The organism is Streptomyces sp. 8K308 (assembly GCF_004348315.1).
GTDB lineage: Bacteria > Actinomycetota > Actinomycetes > Streptomycetales > Streptomycetaceae > Streptomyces.
On record NZ_SMKC01000001.1, the window covers coordinates 67,138 to 87,093 of the forward strand.

Sequence of the window (19,956 nt, forward strand, 5' to 3'; positions counted from 1 at the left end):
CGGTGGGTTCCGACAGTTTTCGAAACAGACACCATAGGGCCTCGCGCCCCTTCGGCCCTCCGAGGTGGCTCCTGGGCGCCCTTGACAGGCCGCCGCCGGCGATCTAGCTTGACTGCCGTTTGTTGCGAAAACTAGGCCCGGAGTAGCGAAAATATTTTCGCGACCGCACCCGGGCAGGACCGGAGTGAGGCCATGTCGTCGCCCGTCTCCCCCCTGCGGGTCACCGTCTGGAGCGAGGGTCGCCACGAGCAGCGGGACGAGAGGGTCGCCCGCCTGTATCCGAAGGGCATGCACGCGGCCGTCGCCGAGGGCGTCACCGAGCACCTCGGCGCCGCGGCCGTGGTGCGCACCGCCACCCTGGACGAGCCGGAACACGGCCTGACCGAGGCGGTGTTGGCCGAGACCGACGTGCTGACCTGGTGGGGCCACGTGGCCCACGGGGAGGTGGCGGACGAGGTCGTGGACCGGGTGCACCGGCACGTACTGGCCGGCATGGGCCTGATCGTGCTGCACTCGGGGCACTGGTCGAAGATCTTCACCCGGCTGATGGGCACCACCTGCACCCTGCGCTGGCGCAACGGCAGGGACCGCGAACTGGTGTGGACGGTCGCCCCCTCGCATCCCATCGCCGCCGGCGTGCCGCACCCGATCGTCATCGAGGAGCAGGAGATGTACGGGGAGTTCTTCGACATCCCGGCCCCCGACGAGCTGGTGTTCGTGAGCTCCTTCTCCGGCGGCGAGGTGTTCCGCAGCGGCTGCACGTTCCGCCGCGGCCACGGGAAGATCTTCTACTTCAGCCCAGGCGACCAGGACTACCCCGTCTACCACCACCCCGACGTGCGGCGGGTCATCGCCAACGCCGTCACCTGGGCCGCACCGTCCGCACCTCGCACCACCCCGACGCTGGTCCGCAGCGAGACGGGCTGGTTCGAGGGCGAGGACGGCACCGCATGAGCGCGCCCGCCTTCCGCACCCTGCCGGCCGGCGGCGATCCGCTGCGGGTGCTCGTCGTGGGCGCCGGCGCGATGGGCCGGGCCTGGCTGGGCACGGTCGCCGCCTCGCCCGACGTCACGCTGGTCGGCGTCGTCGACCTCGACCCGGACGCGGCCACGGCGGCGACCGAGGGCGCGCCGGGCACCGTCGCCGGCACCGACCTGGCGGCGGTGGCCGCCGCGTCAGGCGCCCAGGCCGTCATCAACGTGACGACCCCGGCCGCGCACCTGCCGGTCACCCTCCGGGCACTCGGCCTCGGCCTGCCGGTGCTGGGCGAGAAGCCGGCCGCCGCTTCGGTGGCCGAGGCGCTGCGGCTGGCGGCGGCCGCCGAGTTGGCCGGTCAGCTGTTCATGGTCAGCCAGTCCCGCAGCCACGACCGCCACCTGCGCCGCTTCCGCGACCAGGCCCGCCGGCTCGGCCCGCTCGGCATCCTCACCACGGAGTTCTTCCTCGCCCCGCGCTTCGGCGGCTTCCGCGACGCCATGGCACACCCGCTGCTTCTCGACATGGCGATCCACCCCTTCGACGCCGCCCGCTACGTCCTCGACGCCGAGCCCGTCTCGGTCTACTGCCAGGAGTACAACCCGTCCTGGAGCTGGTACGCGGGTGACGCGGCCGCCACCGCCGTCTTCGAGATGACCGGCGGCATCCGCTACGTCTACACGGGCAGCTGGTGCAGCCCGGGACTCGAGACCTCGTGGAACGGCCACTGGCGGCTCAGCGGCGCGCACGGCACCGCCACCTGGGACGGCGAGGGCCCGCCCCTGCCGTCCACGGCCCCCGCGCAGGAACCGGCCGACCAGGGACCGCCGGACGGCATCGCCGGCGCGCTGGCCGCCTTCGTCCACGCCCTGCGCACCGGCGCCACGCCGAGGGGCGAGATCCACGAGAACGTGCTCAGCCTCGCCATGGTCGACGCGGCCGTGCTCTCCTCCCGCGAGGACCGCCGCGTGGTGGTGGCCGACCTCCTCGACGCGGCCCACGCCGAGGCCCTGTCCGCCGCGGGACCGGAGCGCGAGGCGCTCAACTCCTGGCCGTCCGCGCGCACTCCGCACTGAGCGGGCCCGCCACCAGGCGCGCTCGGCGCCCCCGGTGGCGGGCAACACGGCGGTGACCCACGCGCGTACGCGATCACGGCCGACCCCTACCCTGTCCAACTCCGCATGCGCTCAGCCACGGGCGCGAGCCCCCGTGCTGCTTCTGCGCCCTCGACGCCCTCCGCTGCGCTCGGTGACTGTCGTGCATGGCCCTGCAACTCTGTCGGAAGGCGAACTCCCCCATGGCTCTCCGGTTCATCGGGATCGACCCGAACACCAACGGCGGCAACTGCCCGGGGGTATGGATCGACGACGTGAAGGAGGAAGTGCTTTTCCAGGGCTGGAAACCCGACGCCGAGACGGAGGCGGCCTGCGCCGAGAACAGTCCGCTGCCGTCGTCGGAGGTATCGTCCGCCTTCCCTACCGCATGATCCAGCTCATCAGGAAGGCGTGTGATGAAGCCGAAGGCCCCCAGCTTTGATGAACTGCTCGATTCCGCCCGGTACTCGGCCGTTCATCTGGAGATGAGGGACACCTATGCCGTGCGTGAGGAGGAAGACGACGTGGCGATGTGGCATGCCGGCAAGTGGACCCACGACCACGCGCGCGAAGCCCTCGCCGACTGGTTCTCCCTGGTCTCTCGAACGGTCAAGCGCGGCGTCACCATCCGCAGGGCGCGCCTCGTCTCCGAGCCGGTCTCCGAGTACGTCAGGTTCGAGCACTTCACGACGCCGCTGAACATCGAGGCCGGCGAGGACGTCCGCTGGCTGCCGCGCCGACTGGCACTCGGCATCCCCCTGCCCGCCGCCGACTTCTGGCTCATCGACGCTCGGCTCGTGCGCTTCAACCTCTTCTCGGGCGACGGCGACGCGGTCGAGCCCGAACTGAGCGACGACCCGACCATCGCCTCGCTGTGCGCATCGGCGTTCGAGGCCGTGTGGCAGAAGGCTATCGTGCACGAGGACTACCAGTTCTAGCCCTCACCCCGCACGTCCGGACAGTCAACTCCATGCCCGTCTCCCCCTCGTCGAGCGTTCAGGAGGCCCGCAGGGCCATCGCCACCCGCCTTGGACACCTCCGCCGGGACGCCGGTCTCACGGGACGCGAGCTGGCGATCCGATGCGGGTGGGCGAATAAGGCTCAGCTCCCGGCGGAGGCAAGCGGGAGGCCGACGGTGACGAGTACGCCCCCGCACGTAAGAACTCCTCGCCGCCGGCCCCGACACGTGGTTCTGGCCGGGCCGGTCGGCGCCCAGCGGGGCGGGGCGGTCAGGCGCGGAGGCCATGAGGCCGTCGTAGGCGGCCATCACGATCTCGAGGGCCCGGGTCTCCTCCTCGGGGCCGCCATCTGGTTGGTCACGTAGGCCACCGCCAGGCCCGCGTTGGGCTCGACCATGACCATCGAGCCGCCTCAGCCGCCCCAGCCGTAGGTGCTACCGAACAGGCCTTAGCGCACCGGCATGCCATGGACGCGGTCCGGGCCGCTGAGCTGCTCCGCCCAGGCGCGGTCGCGGCCCGCCCGCGACAGCAGCCGAACCCCGCCCGCCGCTCCCCGCAGGCCATCACCGACTGCGCGAGGGCGACCGAGCGGGCGTTGCCGACGCCGCTCGCCGCCGGGATCTCCGTGCGGCGCCCGCCAGCGCTGCGCGGTGGATTTCATGTTCCGTTCGCACGCGTTCATCGGGCCTTCTGACATCGGAAGATTCGCTTCGCATGATGAAGCCGCGTTACACCGGCGGCCGGTCGAAATGTGGGGCCGTGCACGTGGTTGACCGTTCGCCCACGTGTTCGCTACTTTCTCGGACATGCGGACCTTCGCCCAGCTCAGCCAGCGGCGCGCCGTCGATCTGATGCGCGTCGCCACTGCCATGTGTCGCTGATTTCCTCCGCTCCGCGTCTTTCCCACCACGCTTTCCGCTTCCGGCGACGCTGCTTTCCGCTGCCTTCTCGCCGGCGTTCCGCATTCCACGCACATTCCACGCACACGATTTCCGGGAACCACCATGCCCAGATTTGGACACGTCGCGCTCGCCGCCGCCCTCGTCGCTCCGCTGCTGCTCGCCGGCTGCGCCACCGACGACGCGGAAGGTGGCGCGAGCGACGAGGAGTTGGCGGCGGCGGAGATACCGGCGACCGTCGATCCCGAGACCACCCTGACCATCGGCACGCCCGAGGCGCAGGTCGCCCTCGAACTGTCCGGGCTGATCGACGAGATCCCGTTCACCGTGGAGTGGGCCAACATCAGCGGCGGGCCGCAGTGCTCCGAGGCGTTCCGGGCGAACGCGCTCGACGTGTGCTCGGCTGCCGAGATCCCGTCGATCCACGCGCACTGGACGGGGCTCGACACCAAGCTGGTGGCGACGCAGTTCCGGCAGGACCCGGTCGACCACCCGATCTACCAACTCGGCGTCGCGCCGGGCGTCGACGTCACCTCGCTGGAGGACCTGCGAGGCAGGCGCATCGCGTTCAGCCCGGGGCAGGCGCAGGGGGCGCTGGTCCTGCGGGTGTTGGACGCGGCGGGGCTCACCACGGACGACGTGGAGCTGGTGGAGATCCCCAGCACGGGAGACGTCTATCCGACGGCGCTCGGCAACGGCGAGGTGGACGTGGCGCCGATCGGGGGCGTCAACATCCGGCGCTACCTGGAGCAGTACGGGCCGGACGGCGGCACCACCATCTTCCACGGGCTGCGCGACGACCCGGGACACCTGTGGGTGCCCACCTCGTCCGTCTCCGACCCCCGGAAGGCGGCCGCCATCCGGGAGTTCATCGGTCTCTGGGCGCGGGCGCTGACCTGGGCCAACGAGCACCCGGAGGAGTGGATCCAGGGCTACTACGTCGAGGACCAGGGGTTGTCCACCGAGGACGGCGAGTACCTGGTCGAGCAGAACGGCGTCCCGGAGTTCCCGGCCGACTGGTCGGGCGCCATCGAGCGGCAGCAGCAGACCATCGAGCTGCTGGCCGAGGAGCTCGACCGCGAGTCGTTCGACGCCGAGACCCTGTTCGACCGGCGCTACGAGACGGTGGCGGCCGACGCCATCGCGGAAGCGGAGGGTGGTGGGTCGTGACGACGACCGAGATTCCGTTGGCCACGCCGCGGACGGACCAGCCGCCGCCGGCGCCCCGGCGGCGCAGGCGGCGGCTCGGGCCCGGGCGGCCGATCCGCCACGGCTGGGCCATCGGCCCGCTGCTGCTGCTCCTGGTCTGGGCGGTCGGCTCGGCCGCGGGCTGGATCGACGAACGCAACCTGTCGGCGCCCTGGGACGTGGTCACCACGGCCCGGGAGCTGATCGAGGACGGCCGGCTGCAGGAGAACCTGTGGACGTCCGCCGGGCGCGCCCTGGCCGGGCTCGGGTTCGGGGTGGCGGCGGGGCTGGTGCTGGCCGTGATCGCCGGGCTCAGCCGGCTCGGCGAGGGCGTGATCGACGGCCCCGTGCAGATCAAGCGGTCCATCCCGTCGCTGGCCCTGATCCCGCTGCTGATTCTGTGGTTCGGCATCGGCGAGACGATGAAGGTCGTCACCATCACCCTCGGTGTGCTGGTGCCCGTCTACGTCCACACCCACAACGGGCTGCGGACGATCGACAGTCGCTATGTCGAGCTGGCCGAGACGGTGCGCCTGGGCCGGGTCGCGTTCCTGCGGCACGTGGTGCTGCCGGGCGCGCTGCCGGGCTTCCTGCTCGGCATGCGGTTCGCGGTCACCAACGCCTGGCTGGCCCTGGTGGTGGTCGAGCAGGTCAACGCCACCAGCGGCATCGGCTACATGATGGAGCTGGCGCGAACCTACGGACAGACCGAGGTGATCATCGTGGGCCTGGTGGTCTACGGCCTGCTGGGCCTCGTCTCCGACGGCCTGGTGCGGCTCGTACAGAGAAGGGCGCTGTCATGGCGACGCACGCTGGCGGACTGACGACCGGAGTGACGACCGGACTGGCGACCGGGGCCGCGGTGCGGATCGAGGGCCTGGTGCGGGCGTTCGGGGACCGGCGGGTGCTCGACGCGCTCGACCTGACCATCGCGCCGGGCGAGTTCGTGGCCCTGATCGGGCGCAGCGGCTCCGGCAAGAGCACCCTGCTGCGGGTGTTGGCCGGCATCGATCACGACGTGACCGGCTACGAGCGGCTCGACGCGCCGGAGAACGTCTCGGTGGTCTTCCAGGACGCCCGACTGCTGCCGTGGAAGCGGCTGTTGGAGAACGTGACGCTGGGCCTCGGCGGTCCGGACGCGACCGGGCGGGGCCGCACCGCGCTGGCCGAGGTCGGCCTCGCCGGCCGGGAGCGTGCCTGGCCGGTGGAGCTGTCCGGCGGCGAGCAACAGCGGGTGGCGCTGGCCCGCTCGCTGGTGCGGGAACCGGAACTGCTGCTGGCCGACGAGCCGTTCGGCGCGCTCGACGCGCTGACCAGGATCCGGATGCACGCGCTGCTGCGGCGGCTGTGCGAGGCGCACCGGCCGGCGGTGCTGCTGGTCACGCACGACGTGGACGAGGCGATCGCGCTCGCCGACCGCGTCGTGGTGCTCGACGCGGGCCGGATCGCCGCCGACCTGCCGATCACGCTGCCCGCTCCGCGCGCCCCCGGCAGCCCCGAGTACGCGACGCTGCGCGCCGACCTGTTGGCGCGCCTCGGAGTCGACACCGAGGCGGCGGAGGCCGAGACCGTCGGCACCGGGGCAGGGGAGGCGGCGGAGGCATGACCGGGCCGGCGGCCGGCCCACCGCCCCCTCCGGTGCGCCGGCCGCCACCATCCACCACCTCCTCAGCCGCAGCGAAAGGGTGTGCCATGTCCGCGGGGCCCGTGCCACTGTCCGTCCTTGACCTGGTGCCGATCAGCTCCGGCGCCACGGCCCGGGCGGCGCTCGCCAACACGGTCGACCTGGCGCGCCGCGCCGAGGAGTTCGGCTACCACAGGTACTGGATCGCCGAGCACCACCTGGCGCCCGGGGTGGCCGGCTCGCAGCCGGCGCTGGTGATCGCGCTGGTCGCCGGCGCGACGAGCCGGATCAGGGTCGGCTCGGGCGCCGTACAGCTCGGTCACCAGACCGCCCTGTCGGTCGTCGAGCAGTTCGGCTTCGTCGACGCGCTACACCCGGGGCGGATCGACCTGGGTCTTGGCCGGTCGGGGCACCGCAAGCCGCCGCCGAACGGCGCCGAGACGCCGGCGCCCGTGGCGGCCCCGCGCGAGGCCCGCCGGGTCGGCACGCTGCTGATCCCGAGGCCGTTCAACCCGGCCGGGCTGCTCGACTCGCCCCGCTTCCGGCTCCACCAGCACCTGCTCCACCCGCCGGGCGCCACGCCCCGGGACTACGCGGCGCAGGTGGACGACATCCGGGCCCTGCTGACCGGCGACTACCGCTCCCCCGAGGGCCTTGACGCGCACGCCGTGCCGGGTGAGGGGGCGGACGTGCAGCTGTGGATCCTGGGCAGCAGCGCCGGCGAGAGCGCCCGGGTGGCCGGCGAGCGCGGGCTGCGCTTCGCGGCCAACTACCACGTCAGCCCGGGTACGGTGCTGGAGACGGTGGCCGCCTACCGGTCGGCGTTCCGTCCCTCGGCCGATCTCGGCCGGCCCCACGTGCAGGTCTCCGCCGACGTGGTGGTGGCGCCGGACGACCGCGCCGCGCGGGAGCTGGCCGCCGGCTACGGGCCGTGGGTGCGGAGCATCCGCGCCGGCGGCGGCGCGCGTCCCTTCCCTGCCCCGGGCGAGGTCGACGACGAGCCGTGGACGGATGAGGACCGGGCACTGGTGGCCGACCGCGTCGACACGCAGTTCGTCGGCTCCCCCGAGCGGGTGGCCGGCCTGCTGCGCGAGCTGCGCGACGCCACCGAAGCCGACGAGTTGCTGGTCACCACCATCACCCACGACCACCGCGACCGGGTGCGGTCCTACGAGTTGCTGGCGTCGGCCTGGGCGGAGCTGGGCGCGTGAGCGCGCTCAGGCCTGGCGGGGCCTGGCCTCCAAGGGGGCCTTCGGACTGCCGCCCGGCACCCCGCGGGACCGGCGGGCGGTCGAGGTCGCGCACCGGCTCGGCGTGGTCGGCCTGGCCGAGCACCGCGTCAAGCTGCGCTGGGGCTGAGCGGGTCCTGGACGGCGCGTGCGTGCGCGGCTCCGGGACCGGTCGGATGAGCGCTGCTCACGCTGTGGGGGCCGGGCCGTCCGACTCGCGGTCGTCGCCGGAAGCCCAGTCCGCGAACGGGCTGAGGTCGGCGAGTCGGGGATCGACCCTGATGGCTGCCCGGGAGAACTCTCTGGCGAGGTCGCCGAGCATGGTCTCCAGTTCGGTCGCGTCGATCCTCTCGATGCTCGGGTCGGGGGTCCACGCCGTGCGGGACTCGCAGCTGATCAGCACGTGATCGTCCGCGAAGGAGAACTCGAGCAGTCTTTCGACGCCCTGCCCGTAGAAATCCAGGTGGGCCGAGGCACGGCGCCGAATCGCGGCCAGCACGTCGGGAAGCTGTTCCATGACTGAGGAGAAGTCGTACCCGATGTCCAACGCCCAATGGGGATCGCCGAATCCTTCGACGCGAAAGCGACAGTCGTACTGTGCCAGGAGATCGCAGACCTCCATGACGATGGTCGGATAGTCTTCTGGCAGCGGCATGTCCGGAGGTCCCGGCACCAGGGTGGATTGCGGCGGGGTGAAGGACATCGAGAAGGTCATAGGCTGCTCACTCGTCAGGGGGCTATGGGGTAGGCCGTCCGGTAACCGCCGTTGCGCCCCGGGACGAGATTCGCCCACTGCGCCTGGACGATACTTCCGTCGGGCCTGATCACCTGGCCGAGTCCGTCCGGTATGCGCACCCGACGCGGACCGGCGGCGGGGTCGTACGCCGAGCGGAGGAAATCGGCCGCCGCGTCGTTGTCCAGCCACTGCCCCTGGTCGTTTCCGGTGCTCCTGGCCCGGTCGGTGAGGGACCGGGTATTGCGGGGACCGGCACCATGGGTGCTGAACGTGTGGCCGAACGTGGGCCGACTTCGCCAGTTCCAGTTCAGGCTGCCGCCGCTGGCCGGGTAAAGGCCGAGGATGTCCGTCCACCCGAAGGGGTTGGGCGGATAGCCGTAGTGGTTGGGGGCCGGGTCGAGCCCGAGGGGATCCGGGCTGATGTACCGTGCCGTGGCGGGGTCGTAGTGGCGGTGGTAGTTGTAGTGCCACCCGGACTCCTCGTCGGCGTACTGGCCGGGAAACCGCAGCGGAGTCGACGCGGTGCCCCGCGCCTCCGCCACGGGGATCCCCCACAGCGTCGTACGGCCCTGCCACGCGACCTTGCCCCCCTCGGTGACGAGATGGGTGGGCGTGCCGATGAGGTCCGTGATGATGGCGTAGAAGCGGCGATCGAACTCCTCTCGTTCGGCCTCCCTTCGGATACCGCCGGCCGGTGGGGCCGACCGGGCTTCGGTCTGAGCGACGGGAAGGTGGCCGATGTGGTCCCAGGTGGTGGTTTCCGCGAGACCGGCCCGCTCGCTCGACACGGCCCTCTGCTCGACCAGCGATGTCAGCCACCAGGTGAAGTCGATCCGCTCGGCCACCGAACCGTCGGCATCGACACGCTCCTTGGCGATTCGGCGACCGAACGGGTCGTACACGTACCGCCAGGTCGTCTGGTCCGGCGTCCTCACCTCGATCAGCCGGTCCTGGGCGTCCCAGGTGTAGTGCCACGTGTCGGGCTTGTGGGAGAGACGCCTCCGCCGTCGCAGGACGACGCGGCCGGCCCGGTCGTACGCGTAGCTCACCTGACCGGCCCGGGTCAGGAGCGTGCCCTGGTAGGCGCGGTCGCCTGAGGTCTCGTCCGGTGTCCCTGCCAGGGACCAACGGGCTTCGGCCTGGTTGCCGACCGGGTCGTACGCGTAGCTCTCCGTACCGGCGGGCGAGGTCACGGCCGTGACCCGGCCGACCGCGTCGAGCGTGAACGCCGTGGTGCCCGCCTGGTCGGTGATGCCGGACAGGTAGCCGTCCGGGCGATAGGCGTACGCCCGACGATGCACGACACGCTCGTGGTCGATCGCGGACGTCGTCAGCGTCTGACCGGAGAGCCGCCCGTCCATGTCCCAGTTCTGCGCCAGGAAGAGGCGCTCACCGATGCGGCGGCCTGTTTCCCTGCCCGTGACGTCGTGCTCGAACGCCAGACGATGTCGCCCGGTCGTCAGGGACGTGCACGCTCCCTCAGTGTCATAGGCCCATCGGCTGACGTGTCCGCTGGGTGTCTCACGTGAGGTGACCCGCCAGTTGGCGTCGTAGGTGAGGGTCAGCCTGCGGCCGTTGACCGTCTCGCTCAGCAGGTTGCCGAGAAGGTCGTAGGACCTCTCCACCACCGCGCCCGGACCGGTGGCACGGGTCACACGCCCCTGTGGGTCGAAGGAGTAGGACGTCGTGCCGCCGTCCGACGTCGTGACCCGGACGAGGTGCCCCAGGATGTCGTAGGAGTAGCCGACCGACTCGCCTGCCCCGTTCACGCGCGCCACGACCTGGCCGGCGGCGTCGTACTCCAGTCTGGTGGTCCGGTTGTCGAAGTCCGATTCCGCGACCACGCGTCCGGCGGCGTCGAAGGTGTAATCCCAGGTGCGGGCCGCCGGGTCGGTGACCCGGCACAGGTTGAGCTCGGTGTCCCGGGTGAAGGCGTACCGGGCGCCGTCCGCCCCGGTGCGGGACGTCAGTTGGCCGAAGGGGCCGTAGGTGTGGTGCGTCGTCTGCCCGTTGGCATCGGTGTGGGTGAGGAGGTTGCCCTCCGCGTCCCACTCCCAGGTCTCCTCCCCGCCCTGTGGATGCACGCGGCGGACGAGCCTTCCCTCCGTCGACCAACACTCCCGGGTCTCCGCTCCCCGAGGATCGATCACCCGGACGGGGCGCCCGAAGGCGTCACGGTGACAGCGCGTCGCCTGGCCGTGGGAGTCGACGACTTCGAGCGCGAGCCCCGCCGCGTCGGTGCGGATCCGGGTGACGTTGCCGAGCGCGTCGGTCACGGCGGTCAGGCCACCATGGCTGTCATACGTGTAGTACGTGCGGTTTCCCGACGGATCCACCAGGACGGCGCAGTTGCCGTTGCCGTCGTACGCCTGCCGCCAGACGGAGCCGTCCGCCTCCGTGACTTCCGTGAGAAGGCCGAGATCGTCGTACTCGGTCCTGATGCTGGCCCCGTCCGGGCGAACGACGGCGGCGAGGCGGCCACGACCGTCGTACTCGAAGCGGGTGCGGCGCCCCAGCGGGTCGCTCACGGCCAACGGACAGTCGTACCGGTCCCATTCGTGGGTCGTGGTGTTGCCGAGCGGATCAGTGCGTGCGACGAGCTGGAAGCTGTCGTTGAACTGGTAGACGGTGTCGTTGCCCAGGGAGTCCGTGACGACCGTGCGATGGTCCTCCGGCCCGTAGCGGTAGTGGTACTCCAGACAGCGGTCGGAACCGGTGCCGAGGACGCAACGCCCCGTCTCGTCATAGGCGTACCGGTACCAGTGGCCGTTCCGGTCGACCCACCGGGTCATGCGCGAACGCTCGTCGTACTCGTACCGCAGCGGTGTTCCGGAGGAGTCGTACACCTCGGAGAGGTTTCCGGCCTCGTCGTACCTGAATGCACGGATGACGGGCTCGTCCGGATCGTTGAGCAGCCGCAGCGCGGTGACTCGCCCCTCGTAGGTGGCGACGGCGATGCGGTATCCCCCGGAGTGGGCCACTTCCGAGGGGAGTCCATCGGCACCGCGGCGGATGTCGATGCGGTTGTCGTTGCGGTCGGTGACAGCGATCAGGGGCAGTTCGCCGTCCGTGGCACCGGCTTGTGCCGCGAAGTGCAGGGTGCGGCCGGACTCCGGCTGGTGAACGGTCAGTGGCCCCCCAGGCTGCCCGCCCCAGGCGAGCCCCCAGCGGGGTCCTTCCACGGGCAGTACGGGGATTTCCGGGTCCGACAGGGGCACCGGGTATTCCAGGATCATGCCGTCCGCGGTGCGGAAGAGCACTCCGCCCTCTTCGAGGACGAGTCGCTGGTCCAGCGTGGACGCCCATGAACTCCCGAAGCAGCGGCCATGGGTGTAGGTGGACAGATGGTGTCGCTGGAGGATCAGTGGCAGTACACCCGGGAGGTCAACGTCGGTCTCGGGCATCGCCACCGCACCCGTGGCGAAGTCCACAGGGTCGCGCGACAGGACCCTGCGTCCGAACTCCACGGCGTTGCCCCGCAGTCGCCGCCCCGCTCCAACGGCACCACGGGCCATGCCGCGCAGCCCCGTTCGCGCCAGGGCGCGCACCCCGGCGGCCAGGCCACCGAGGGTGGTGAGGCCGCGCATGCCCGGGACGCAGTCGAGGGCCGCGAACGCCACGTCCCACAGGGACGCCTCGCCGTTGGCGTAGCGGTAGAGCGTGTCGGCGAGGACGACGAGCGCCGCCGCCAGGACGACCCAGGCAAGAGGGCCGCCGATGATCATCACGACGATGCCGAGGACGGCGACGACGACCTTGCAGACCTCGACAATCGTGTCCCAGTTCTCCTGAACCCAGTGGACCGCGTCCTCCCACCACCGCCGGTTCTGGATACCGGCGTCCGAGGCCGCGTCGATCTCCGAGGCGCAGGTGCGGGCCGCGTCCTCGCGTAACTCCTTGGCCTGCCGGGCGAGTTCGCGGGCCGCAGACAGCGCCTCCGCAGCGGCGTCGACCCGGCCCTGGGCCGAACTTGCCGCCTCGTTGGCCGCGTTCGCGTCGCGCGTGGCGGCCCGCACCTCGGCCTCCGACGGCGGCTCGACGCCCTCCCGCTCGCCCTCGCGTTCCAGGCGCTCGGCCTCCTCGCCGGCAAGCGAGACCCAGTCCTGCGCGTCGGTCAACGCGGCCTGGGCGGAGGAGAGGTCGGCCTGCGCGGCGATCGCCCGGTCCAGGGCACGGTCCGCCATGCCCTGCGCCGTCTCCAGCTTCGGCCAGTACGACTGCAACGCCCGCGCCGCCATGTCGTACGAGGTCTGGAGCTTCTCCAGGTTGCCCGGCACCCCGTCGAACTCCGAGCGGAAGGCCTGCGCCGAGAGACCGGCCCAGTCCTGGACGGCCCGGTCGCCGGCCATCCCCCGGACGCGGGTCAGGGCCTCGCCGACGTCGTCGGCGAAGGTCTGTAACTCGTCGGCCAGTTGCCGGACCTCGTCGGGGTTGCCAGGTGTCGGGTCGAAGTCCATGTCGACCGGACTCCAGTCGGAAGGTCGCGCCATGCCATGCCCCCCCCGGGCCGCTTCGCGATCATGTACCTGACTAGTTGTCAGCCACCGTAGGCGCCGCGGAGCCGCGGGGACAAGAGTGCGCCGGGACGCTCAGGCATTGCCCAGCAGCTCGCGCGCCACGATGTAGCCTGAGGCGCCGTTGACGCCGTGTCCCGGCCAGGTGGCGGCGCCCAGCGTGTAGAGGTTGGGCACGAAGGTGCGGTGCGAGGGCTGTGCGGGCAGCGGCCGCAGCAGGTAGCTCTGGGCAAGCTCGTGGCTGCCGCCGTAGGGGTCGCCAGGGCCGCAGTTCGGGTTGAAGCGGGCCAGGTCGTCGGGGCCGATCACGTACCGGCCGAGGACGGCGCCCGGCAGGTTCGACGCGTGCCGGCCGGCCAGCGCGATCACCCGGTCCGCGAACGCCTCCTTCACCTCGGCCGTCCAGCTGCCGCCGCCCACCTCGATCCGGCCCGCCGCGTCGCCGCGCGGCCGCAGCGGCACGTCGAGGATCTGCAGGCGCGCCACGGCCGCTCCCGGCGGGCACCGGGCGGGGTCGGCGACGGACGGGGTGTCGAAGGAGATCGTCGGCTCGGCCGGCAGCAGCCCGCGGACGGCCTCGTTGATCGAGCGGGACACCGCGTCCAGGCCGCCGGTCAGGTGGTTGAGGCCGGCGGCGGCAAGCCGCTCGTCGGCGAACCGCGGCGGCTCGGACCGTGCCAGGTGGAGCTGCACGCAGCCGCGCCCGTACCGGAACTCGCTCGCCTGCCGCCGGAGCAGCGGCGGCACAAGGCCCTCCTCGTGCGCCAGCAGCCCGAGGTAGAGCTGGTCCGGGTTGACCGAGGCGATGACCGCCCGGCGGGCCGAAACGACCTCGCCGTCCGCCGTCCGGACCCCGGCCGCCCGGCCGTTCCGCAGCAGAATCCGGTCGACCCGGCGCCCGGTCTCCACGCGCCCGCCGTGCGCCTCGATCAGTCCGACCAGCGCCCGCACCAGCCGGTCGCCGCCGCCCTCGGGCGTGGGCGACCCGACGGTGGTCTCCGCGATCAGCACGAGCAGCACCCAGAAGGCGCTGTTCACCTCGTCCGGGCCGCGGCCGAGGTGCAGCGTCCAGGGGGCCAGCAGGGCGCGCAGCACCGGGGAGCTGAACCGGTGTTCGAGCAGGTCGCGGGCGGTGCGCAGGAAGTCGCGGGCGAACGTCGAGTACGTGCGTCCGTCGTGCATCAGGTCGTGGATGACGCGCGCCGACTCGCGGTTGGCGAGTTCCGCGCCGAAGAGGCCGAAGACCGGGCCGACATGGGGCTGGAAGTCGGCCAACAGGGCGGTGAGCGCGGCCCCGTCGCCGGGCGCGAGGCGCTCGGCCTCCGCCACGTTCTCGGCCGCTTCCGTGGAGAACACGGCACTGCCGCCCGGCGACGAGACGCCGAAGCTGTAGTGGAAGCCGCGATAGACGAGGCCGAAATCGGCCGAGCTCGGCGCCGAGTTCGGCATAGACCGGGCCGGAGACGAACAGGGGGTGCAGTGAGGAGTAGGTGTCGTGCCGGAAGCCGGGCAGGGTGAGCTCGTCGGTGCGCACCAGGCCGCCGGCCCGGTCGTTCCGCTCCAGCACGACGACCTCCCAGCCGGCCCTGGCCAGGTAGGCCGCCGCGACCAGCGCGTTGTGGCCGCTGCCGACCACGACCACGTCTCCGCGTTCCACACCTCGGAGTGTGACAGGGGCGGCCACGCGGCGGAACGGCGCGCGCACGCACGGCGACCGTCGTCCGTGCGCGCCGAACCGCCCGGCGGCCGGCCCGGTGGGCCGGCCGCGCGGCCGTCAGGAGACGCGGCGCAGCAGCCGGGCCCCGAGGTGGAGGGAGAACTGGTCGACGAGCTGGGTCAGCGGCTCGGCGGCCGAGGGGTCGAAGGTGAGCGAGCCGTCGTCGGCGGTCAGGATGTGGCGGTCGAGGACGAACCAGCCCGGGGTGATGTGGGTGGCGCCCATCGAGGACAGCACGGGGCGCAGCGCGTAGTCGATGGCCAGCACGTGGGCGGTGCTGCCGCCGGTGGCCAGCGGCAGCACGGTCTTGCCGGCCAGCGCGTACTGCGGCAGCAGGTCGAGCAGCGCCTTCAGCAGCCCCGAGTAGGCGGCCTTGTAGACGGGAGTGCCGACGACCACCCCCTCGGCCCGGTCGAGGAGTTCGGCGACCTCGGCGATCGCCGGGTGCGCGAGGTCGGCGCCGAGCAGCGCCTCGGCCGGCAGGGCGCGGACGTCGAGCGGGATCACGTCGTGGCCCTGGAGTGCGAGGCGCGCGTCCAGGTGGCGCAGCAGGCGGGCGGTGCGGGAGGTGGGTGAGGGGCTTCCGGAGATGGACAGGACGACGGCCATGGTTGCTACCTCGCGATGTCGGGTCAGGGGCGGGCGGCGGCGAACGGGGCCTGGGGAGCGACGGGTTCCCCGTCGGCGCGGGCCGGATGCCGCCACAGGCCACGGCGTTCGAGGATGGGGAGCACCCCCTCGCCGAACCAGTAGGCGGCTTCCAGGTGGGGGTAGCCGGAGAGCACGAACTCCTCGATGCCGAGCGCGTGGTACTCCAGGATCCGCTCGACCACCTCCTCGTGGCTGCCGACCAGCGCGGTGCCGGCGCCGCCGCGCACCAGGCCGATCCCGGCCCACAGGTTGGGGTGGATCTCCAGGCCGTCGCGACTGCCGCCGTGCAACGCCAGCATCCGGCGCTGCCCCTCGGACTCGCTGTGGCCGAGGCCCTCCTGGACGGCCGCCACGGTCGCCGGGTCGAAGCCGTCGAGCAGCCGGCGCGCCTCGGCCCAGGCCTCCTCGGCGGTGTCGCGGTTGATGACGTGCAGCCGGATGCCGAAGCGCGGGGTGCGGCCGTGCTCGGCGGCCAGCTCTCGTACCCGGGCGATCTTCTCCGCCACCTGGGCGGGCGGTTCCCCCCAGGTGAGGTAGACGTCGACGTGCCGGGCGGCGACCTCGAGAGCGGCGGGCGAGGAGCCGCCGAAGTACACCTCGGGCACCGGTTCCGGCAGCCGGGTGAGGCGCGCGCCCGCCACGCTCAGCCGCTCGCCTGCCAGGTCGACGGTCTCGCCGTTCCACAGCCGCCGGACGACGTGCAGGAACTCGCCGGTCCGCGCGTAGCGCGCGTCCTTGTCGAGGAAGTCGCCGTAGGCGCGCTGCTCGGCGCTCTCGCCGCCGGTGACGATGTTCAGCAACAGCCGGCCGCCGGTGTGCCGTTGGTAGGTGCTCGCCATCTGGGCGGCGAGCGTCGGGGAGACGAAGCCGGGCCGGAACGCGACCAGGAACCTGAGGCGTTCGGTGTGCTGGCTGATCATCGCGGTGGTGAGCCAGGCGTCCTCGCACCAGGCGCCGGTCGGGGTCAGCGCGCCGACGAAGCCCAACTGCTCGGCGGCACGGGCGATCTGACCGAGGTAGCCGACCGTCGGCGGCCGGTCACGCCCGGAGGCGGTGACGGCGGCGCCGTGGCCGCCGCCCACGACGTGCCGGCTGTCGCCGTTGGTCGGCAGGAACCAGTGGAAGGTGAGGGACACGGGAGTGCTCCGTTCTGTCGCGGGGGTCGTCACAGCGGGCCGTGCCGGGGCGGCGGCGTGCCGCCCCGCGGATGGCGGGCGATGTGCCGCACCTTCCAGCGGACCGGATCGTGCAGGGTGTGGGTGCGGGCGTCGCGCCACTGGCGGTGCGGCCTGAGGCCGTCGAGCGCGGCGGGCGGGCGCGGCGGACGGCCCGGCCGGCTGACGCGCGCGGGCAGACGGGAACGAGCTCGCCGGGGGCGAGCGGAGGGGCAGGCGGGAGGACCAGTCGGAACGCGGCCGAAGGCGCGCTACGCGCGGGGGGCGCGCACGGCGTGGGGCGCGGAGCCGTCAGCTGGAAGCGCGACAGATCGCGGCGGCCACGCGGAGGAAGTCCACGCAGCGGCGGCGGGTCAGGATCCGGGCACCGGACATGCTCCGATGCAAGCATGACCACCCGTGACCGTCAATGCCCGGTTCGTCATACGAGACATACAGGTGGACATGCGGGACGAGGTGTCGGACGACGCGCGATCCGCCGTCCGTGGTGACCGTCCGTCACCTGCCGTGCCAGGACCGCCAGAGCGCCGCGTAGGCCCCGCCAGCCGCCACCAGCTCGTGGTGCGGGCCGAGCTCGGTCAGCCGGCCGTCCTCGAGCACCGCCACCCGGTCGGCGTCGTGGGCGGTGTGCAGCCGGTGGGCGATGGCGATGACCGTGCGGCCCCGCAGCACCGCGGCCAGCGCGCGCTCCGCGTGCCGCGCGGTCGCCGGGTCGAGCAGCGCGGTGGCCTCGTCGAGCACCAGCGTGTGCGGGTCGGCCAACACGACGCGTGCCAGGGCGAGTCGCCGCCTCCTCGTGCTCGCCGCGGCCGGAGAGCACCGCCCGCAGGGTGCCGGCGAAGAGGTCGGCCTCGTTGTCCGCGAGCAGGATCCGGTCGCGGACCCGCGCCCGGGCGATCCCGGCGAGCGGAACGCCGCCCCAGGTCACCGCCGAGTGGACGAACCCGCCCAGCCGGTCGAGCACCGCGCCGGTCTCGGCGGGCCGCGCGCCGACCAGCGCGGTCAGCAGGCCGGGCGCCACCAGGACCCCGGACTCCGGGTCGTGCAGCGGGGAGTCGGCGGGTGGCGGTTCGAGGCCGGGACCGACGACGTCGCCCGCCGGCTCCAGGTCGAGGAAGCGGACGATCCGGCGGGCCGCGACCAGGCCGCGGCTCACGTCGTACGCGCCCTCGATCAGGTAGGCGACGGGGATCGAGAGCACCGCCACATAGCCGTAGACGGCGACGAGTTCGCCCACGGTGATGGAGCCCTGGGCGGCCATCCGGGCGGCGAGCCAGGTCACGGTGGCCAGGAAGAGTACCGGCAGGCCGCTGCCGAGCGCCTGGATCCAGCTGGTGACGGTGGCGACCCGGTAGCCCTCGGCACGCAGCCGCGCCGAGTCGCGCCGGTAGCGCTCGGCGTAGACGTCCTTGCCGCCGAGCCCGCCCAGGACGCGCAGCCCGCCGACGATGTCGAGCACCCGGGCGGCGAGGCCGCTCTCCCGCTCCCGGTAGCCGGCCTCCGAGCCGCGCAGCGGCCCGAGCAGCGGCCCGACCAGCAGCGCGAGCACCGGCACCCCGAGCAGCACCACGGCGGCGAGCGGCGGCGAGACGGCCAGCAGCAGCGCCGCCACCGCCGCGAAGGCGAGCACCCCGACGGCGCCTGAGCTGGCGATGGTCAGGGCCTGGCCCGCGACGCCCACGTCGCGTATCCCGATGGTGACCACCTCGCCGGCGGTCACCCGGCGCGGCAGCGTGGCGCCGAGCCTGGTCGCCTGGTCGTACACCAGCCGCGCGGTGCGGAAGGCGGCGTCCATCCTGACCCTGGTCATGGTGCGGTGCCGAAGCACCGCGAACGACGCGCTCAGCGCGTTGATCCCGAACAGCGCCGCGCACCAGCCGGCGAGCGCGCCGGGCCGCCCCGGCGCCAGGCCGTCGTCGATGGCGCGGGCGAGCACCAGCGGCGACAGCGTGAGGCCCGCCATCCAACAGGAGCCGAACAGCATCCCGGCGACCACGCGGCCGCGCTGGCTGCGGGCGAGCCACCACAAATAGCGGCCGGCCGAGCGCCGGTCCGGGACCCCGGTGAGCCGTGTGACGTTCATGGATCACCCCCGAACCGCACCGTACCCCGAGGCGCTGGATCACCGGCCTCCGCGCCGGCCGCCGTTCACGCCGGCGTGGGCCGCAGCGCGGCGGCGACCGTCTCGACCACCGCGTCCTGATGCTCGGTCAGATAGAAGTGGCCACCGGGGAAGACCCGCAGGTCGAACGGGCCCTCGGTCTCCTCTCGCCACGCCTCGGCCTCGGCCAGGGTGACCTTGGGGTCGGCGTCGCCGGTGAGCACGTGGACCGGGCAGCGCAGGCCGGGCCCCGGCGGGCGGACATAGGTCTCGATGGCCCGGTAGTCGGCGCGGATGGCGGGCAGCACCATGCGCATGATCTCGCTGTCGGCGAGGAGTTGGGAGTTGGTGCCGCTCAGGTTCCGCAGCTCGGCCACCAGACCCTCGTCGTCCCGGGCGTGCACCGTCTCGGTGCGCCGGGTGGCGGGGGCGCGGCGCCCGGAGGCGAAGAGCGCGGGGGCGACCAGGCCCTTCTCCCGCTCGAGACGGCGGGCCGTCTCGAAGGCGACGATGGCGCCCATGCTGTGGCCGAAGAAGGCGAGCGGGCGGTCGGCCCAGGGCAGCAGGGCGGCGTGGACGGCGTCGGCCAGCAGCGGAATGGTCTCGATCGGCGGCTCCTTGAGCCGGTCCTGGCGCCCCGGGTACTGGACCGCGAGCACCTCCGCCGTGCCGGCCAGCGCCCGCGACATCGAGAAGTAGAAGCTGGCCGAGCCGCCCGCGTGCGGCAGGCAGACCAGCCGGACCGGGCTGTCCGGCCGGGGGTGGTAGCGGCGGATCCAGCGGTCGGTTTCGGCCGGGGCCGTGGGAGCGGCTTGGTCGGTCATGGACGGGTCGCTTTCCTTCCCTCGCGGGTGGCTCGTGGGTGGGTTGGTGCTCGGGGCGCGGGTCGGACGGCCTGGCCTCGCGCCGTGGCCGCTCGTTGGAGCGCGAGGCCGGCCGGTCAAGCCGCCTCCGGGCCGGGCGTCCGCGCCGCTCGCGACCAAGGCCGCGCCCGCGGGGCGGCACTGACCTGTGCGGTGGAACGGCCCGGCCGGGCGCTGGGCGTGCGCCGGCGCGGAGGCGGCGCCCTCCGTGGTGGCCGGAGGGGCTCGGGA

Annotated in this window: 14 protein-coding genes and 4 pseudogenes; 9 read left to right on the forward strand and 9 right to left on the reverse strand. The window is 72.8% G+C overall.

Going from position 1 to position 19,956, the window contains the following annotated elements:
• Positions 1 to 192: 192 nt before the first annotated feature.
• The 9 genes and pseudogenes from E1265_RS00300 to E1265_RS00340 all read left to right on the forward strand — a co-directional run bounded on the left by E1265_RS00300 (position 193) and on the right by E1265_RS00340 (position 7,950).
• Positions 193 to 954, forward strand: a complete 762-nt coding sequence (locus E1265_RS00300) for a ThuA domain-containing protein (RefSeq protein ID WP_132928143.1) — start codon at positions 193 to 195, stop codon at positions 952 to 954.
• Positions 951 to 2,051: a Gfo/Idh/MocA family oxidoreductase gene (locus E1265_RS00305; protein WP_132928144.1), complete on the forward strand. Its 1,101-nt coding sequence runs from the start codon at positions 951 to 953 to the stop codon at positions 2,049 to 2,051. Before E1265_RS00300 ends, E1265_RS00305 begins: the two co-directional genes overlap by 4 nt.
• Positions 2,052 to 2,272: 221 nt before the next feature.
• The gene (locus E1265_RS00310; RefSeq protein ID WP_347877137.1) at positions 2,273 to 2,461 is read left to right on the forward strand and encodes a hypothetical protein; all 189 of its coding nucleotides are present in this window, start codon (positions 2,273 to 2,275) and stop codon (positions 2,459 to 2,461) included.
• A 93-nt stretch (positions 2,462 to 2,554) separates the two neighbouring features.
• The gene (locus E1265_RS00315; protein WP_243740430.1) at positions 2,555 to 3,007 is read left to right on the forward strand and encodes a DUF6879 family protein; all 453 of its coding nucleotides are present in this window, start codon (positions 2,555 to 2,557) and stop codon (positions 3,005 to 3,007) included.
• A gap of 32 nt (positions 3,008 to 3,039) precedes the next feature.
• A pseudogene (locus tag E1265_RS38405) lies at positions 3,040 to 3,159 on the forward strand (transcriptional regulator); the annotation flags it as partial.
• 873 nt (positions 3,160 to 4,032) lie between these two features.
• Entirely contained in the window at positions 4,033 to 5,097 is a 1,065-nt protein-coding gene (locus E1265_RS00325; RefSeq protein ID WP_132928146.1) for an ABC transporter substrate-binding protein, read from the forward strand.
• Positions 5,094 to 5,939 carry an ABC transporter permease gene (locus E1265_RS00330; protein WP_132928147.1) on the forward strand — a complete coding sequence of 282 codons (846 nt, stop codon included), beginning with the start codon at positions 5,094 to 5,096 and terminating at the stop codon, positions 5,937 to 5,939. Before E1265_RS00325 ends, E1265_RS00330 begins: the two co-directional genes overlap by 4 nt.
• Positions 5,915 to 6,721 carry an ABC transporter ATP-binding protein gene (locus E1265_RS00335; RefSeq protein ID WP_132928148.1) on the forward strand — a complete coding sequence of 269 codons (807 nt, stop codon included), beginning with the start codon at positions 5,915 to 5,917 and terminating at the stop codon, positions 6,719 to 6,721. The genes E1265_RS00330 and E1265_RS00335 overlap by 25 nt, the downstream gene beginning before the upstream one ends.
• Before the next feature lie 86 nt (positions 6,722 to 6,807).
• A complete protein-coding gene (locus tag E1265_RS00340) occupies positions 6,808 to 7,950 on the forward strand; it encodes an LLM class flavin-dependent oxidoreductase (RefSeq protein ID WP_132928149.1) in 1,143 nt (380 codons plus the stop codon).
• 205 nt (positions 7,951 to 8,155) lie between these two features.
• Here the strand turns inward: E1265_RS00340 and E1265_RS00345 are convergent, their stop codons facing one another.
• From E1265_RS00345 to E1265_RS00380, 9 genes and pseudogenes are all read right to left on the reverse strand, one after another.
• A complete protein-coding gene (locus E1265_RS00345; RefSeq protein WP_132928150.1) occupies positions 8,156 to 8,671 on the reverse strand; it encodes a hypothetical protein in 516 nt (171 codons plus the stop codon).
• Between the two features lie 26 nt (positions 8,672 to 8,697).
• Positions 8,698 to 13,194 carry a DUF6531 domain-containing protein gene (locus E1265_RS00350; protein ID WP_132928151.1) on the reverse strand — a complete coding sequence of 1,499 codons (4,497 nt, stop codon included), beginning with the start codon at positions 13,192 to 13,194 and terminating at the stop codon, positions 8,698 to 8,700.
• 99 nt (positions 13,195 to 13,293) lie between these two features.
• Entirely contained in the window at positions 13,294 to 14,667 is a 1,374-nt protein-coding gene (locus E1265_RS00355; protein WP_207930892.1) for an NAD(P)/FAD-dependent oxidoreductase, read from the reverse strand.
• Positions 14,668 to 14,710: 43 nt separating this feature from the next.
• A pseudogene (locus tag E1265_RS40540) lies at positions 14,711 to 14,923 on the reverse strand (FAD-dependent oxidoreductase); the annotation flags it as partial.
• A gap of 69 nt (positions 14,924 to 14,992) precedes the next feature.
• Positions 14,993 to 15,544 (reverse strand): NADPH-dependent FMN reductase, encoded by a 552-nt coding sequence (ssuE, locus tag E1265_RS00360; protein ID WP_132928152.1) that lies wholly within the window; start codon positions 15,542 to 15,544, stop codon positions 14,993 to 14,995.
• A 23-nt stretch (positions 15,545 to 15,567) separates the two neighbouring features.
• The gene (locus E1265_RS00365; protein WP_132928153.1) at positions 15,568 to 16,722 is read right to left on the reverse strand and encodes an LLM class flavin-dependent oxidoreductase; all 1,155 of its coding nucleotides are present in this window, start codon (positions 16,720 to 16,722) and stop codon (positions 15,568 to 15,570) included.
• A 29-nt stretch (positions 16,723 to 16,751) separates the two neighbouring features.
• Positions 16,752 to 16,895, reverse strand: a pseudogene (locus E1265_RS38420) (SfnB family sulfur acquisition oxidoreductase); the annotation flags it as partial.
• Between the two features lie 364 nt (positions 16,896 to 17,259).
• Positions 17,260 to 18,844: pseudogene (locus E1265_RS00375) on the reverse strand (ABC transporter ATP-binding protein).
• A gap of 65 nt (positions 18,845 to 18,909) precedes the next feature.
• Positions 18,910 to 19,686: an alpha/beta fold hydrolase gene (locus tag E1265_RS00380; RefSeq protein WP_132928154.1), complete on the reverse strand. Its 777-nt coding sequence runs from the start codon at positions 19,684 to 19,686 to the stop codon at positions 18,910 to 18,912.
• Between the last annotated feature and the right edge of the window lie 270 nt (positions 19,687 to 19,956).

Coding starts and splice junctions, on each gene's coding strand:
- E1265_RS00310 (WP_347877137.1), top strand. CDS start 2,273: ATGGCTCTCCGGTTCATCGGGATCGACCCGAACACCAACGGCGGCAAC.
- E1265_RS00340 (WP_132928149.1), top strand. CDS start 6,808: ATGTCCGCGGGGCCCGTGCCACTGTCCGTCCTTGACCTGGTGCCGATC.
- E1265_RS00355 (WP_207930892.1), bottom strand. CDS start 14,667: ATGCCGAACTCGGCGCCGAGCTCGGCCGATTTCGGCCTCGTCTATCGC.
- E1265_RS00335 (WP_132928148.1), top strand. CDS start 5,915: ATGGCGACGCACGCTGGCGGACTGACGACCGGAGTGACGACCGGACTG.
- E1265_RS00300 (WP_132928143.1), top strand. CDS start 193: ATGTCGTCGCCCGTCTCCCCCCTGCGGGTCACCGTCTGGAGCGAGGGT.
- E1265_RS00380 (WP_132928154.1), bottom strand. CDS start 19,686: ATGACCGACCAAGCCGCTCCCACGGCCCCGGCCGAAACCGACCGCTGG.
- E1265_RS00325 (WP_132928146.1), top strand. CDS start 4,033: ATGCCCAGATTTGGACACGTCGCGCTCGCCGCCGCCCTCGTCGCTCCG.
- E1265_RS00305 (WP_132928144.1), top strand. CDS start 951: ATGAGCGCGCCCGCCTTCCGCACCCTGCCGGCCGGCGGCGATCCGCTG.
- E1265_RS00350 (WP_132928151.1), bottom strand. CDS start 13,194: ATGGCGCGACCTTCCGACTGGAGTCCGGTCGACATGGACTTCGACCCG.
- E1265_RS00315 (WP_243740430.1), top strand. CDS start 2,555: ATGAGGGACACCTATGCCGTGCGTGAGGAGGAAGACGACGTGGCGATG.
- ssuE (WP_132928152.1), bottom strand. CDS start 15,544: ATGGCCGTCGTCCTGTCCATCTCCGGAAGCCCCTCACCCACCTCCCGC.
- E1265_RS00345 (WP_132928150.1), bottom strand. CDS start 8,671: ATGTCCTTCACCCCGCCGCAATCCACCCTGGTGCCGGGACCTCCGGAC.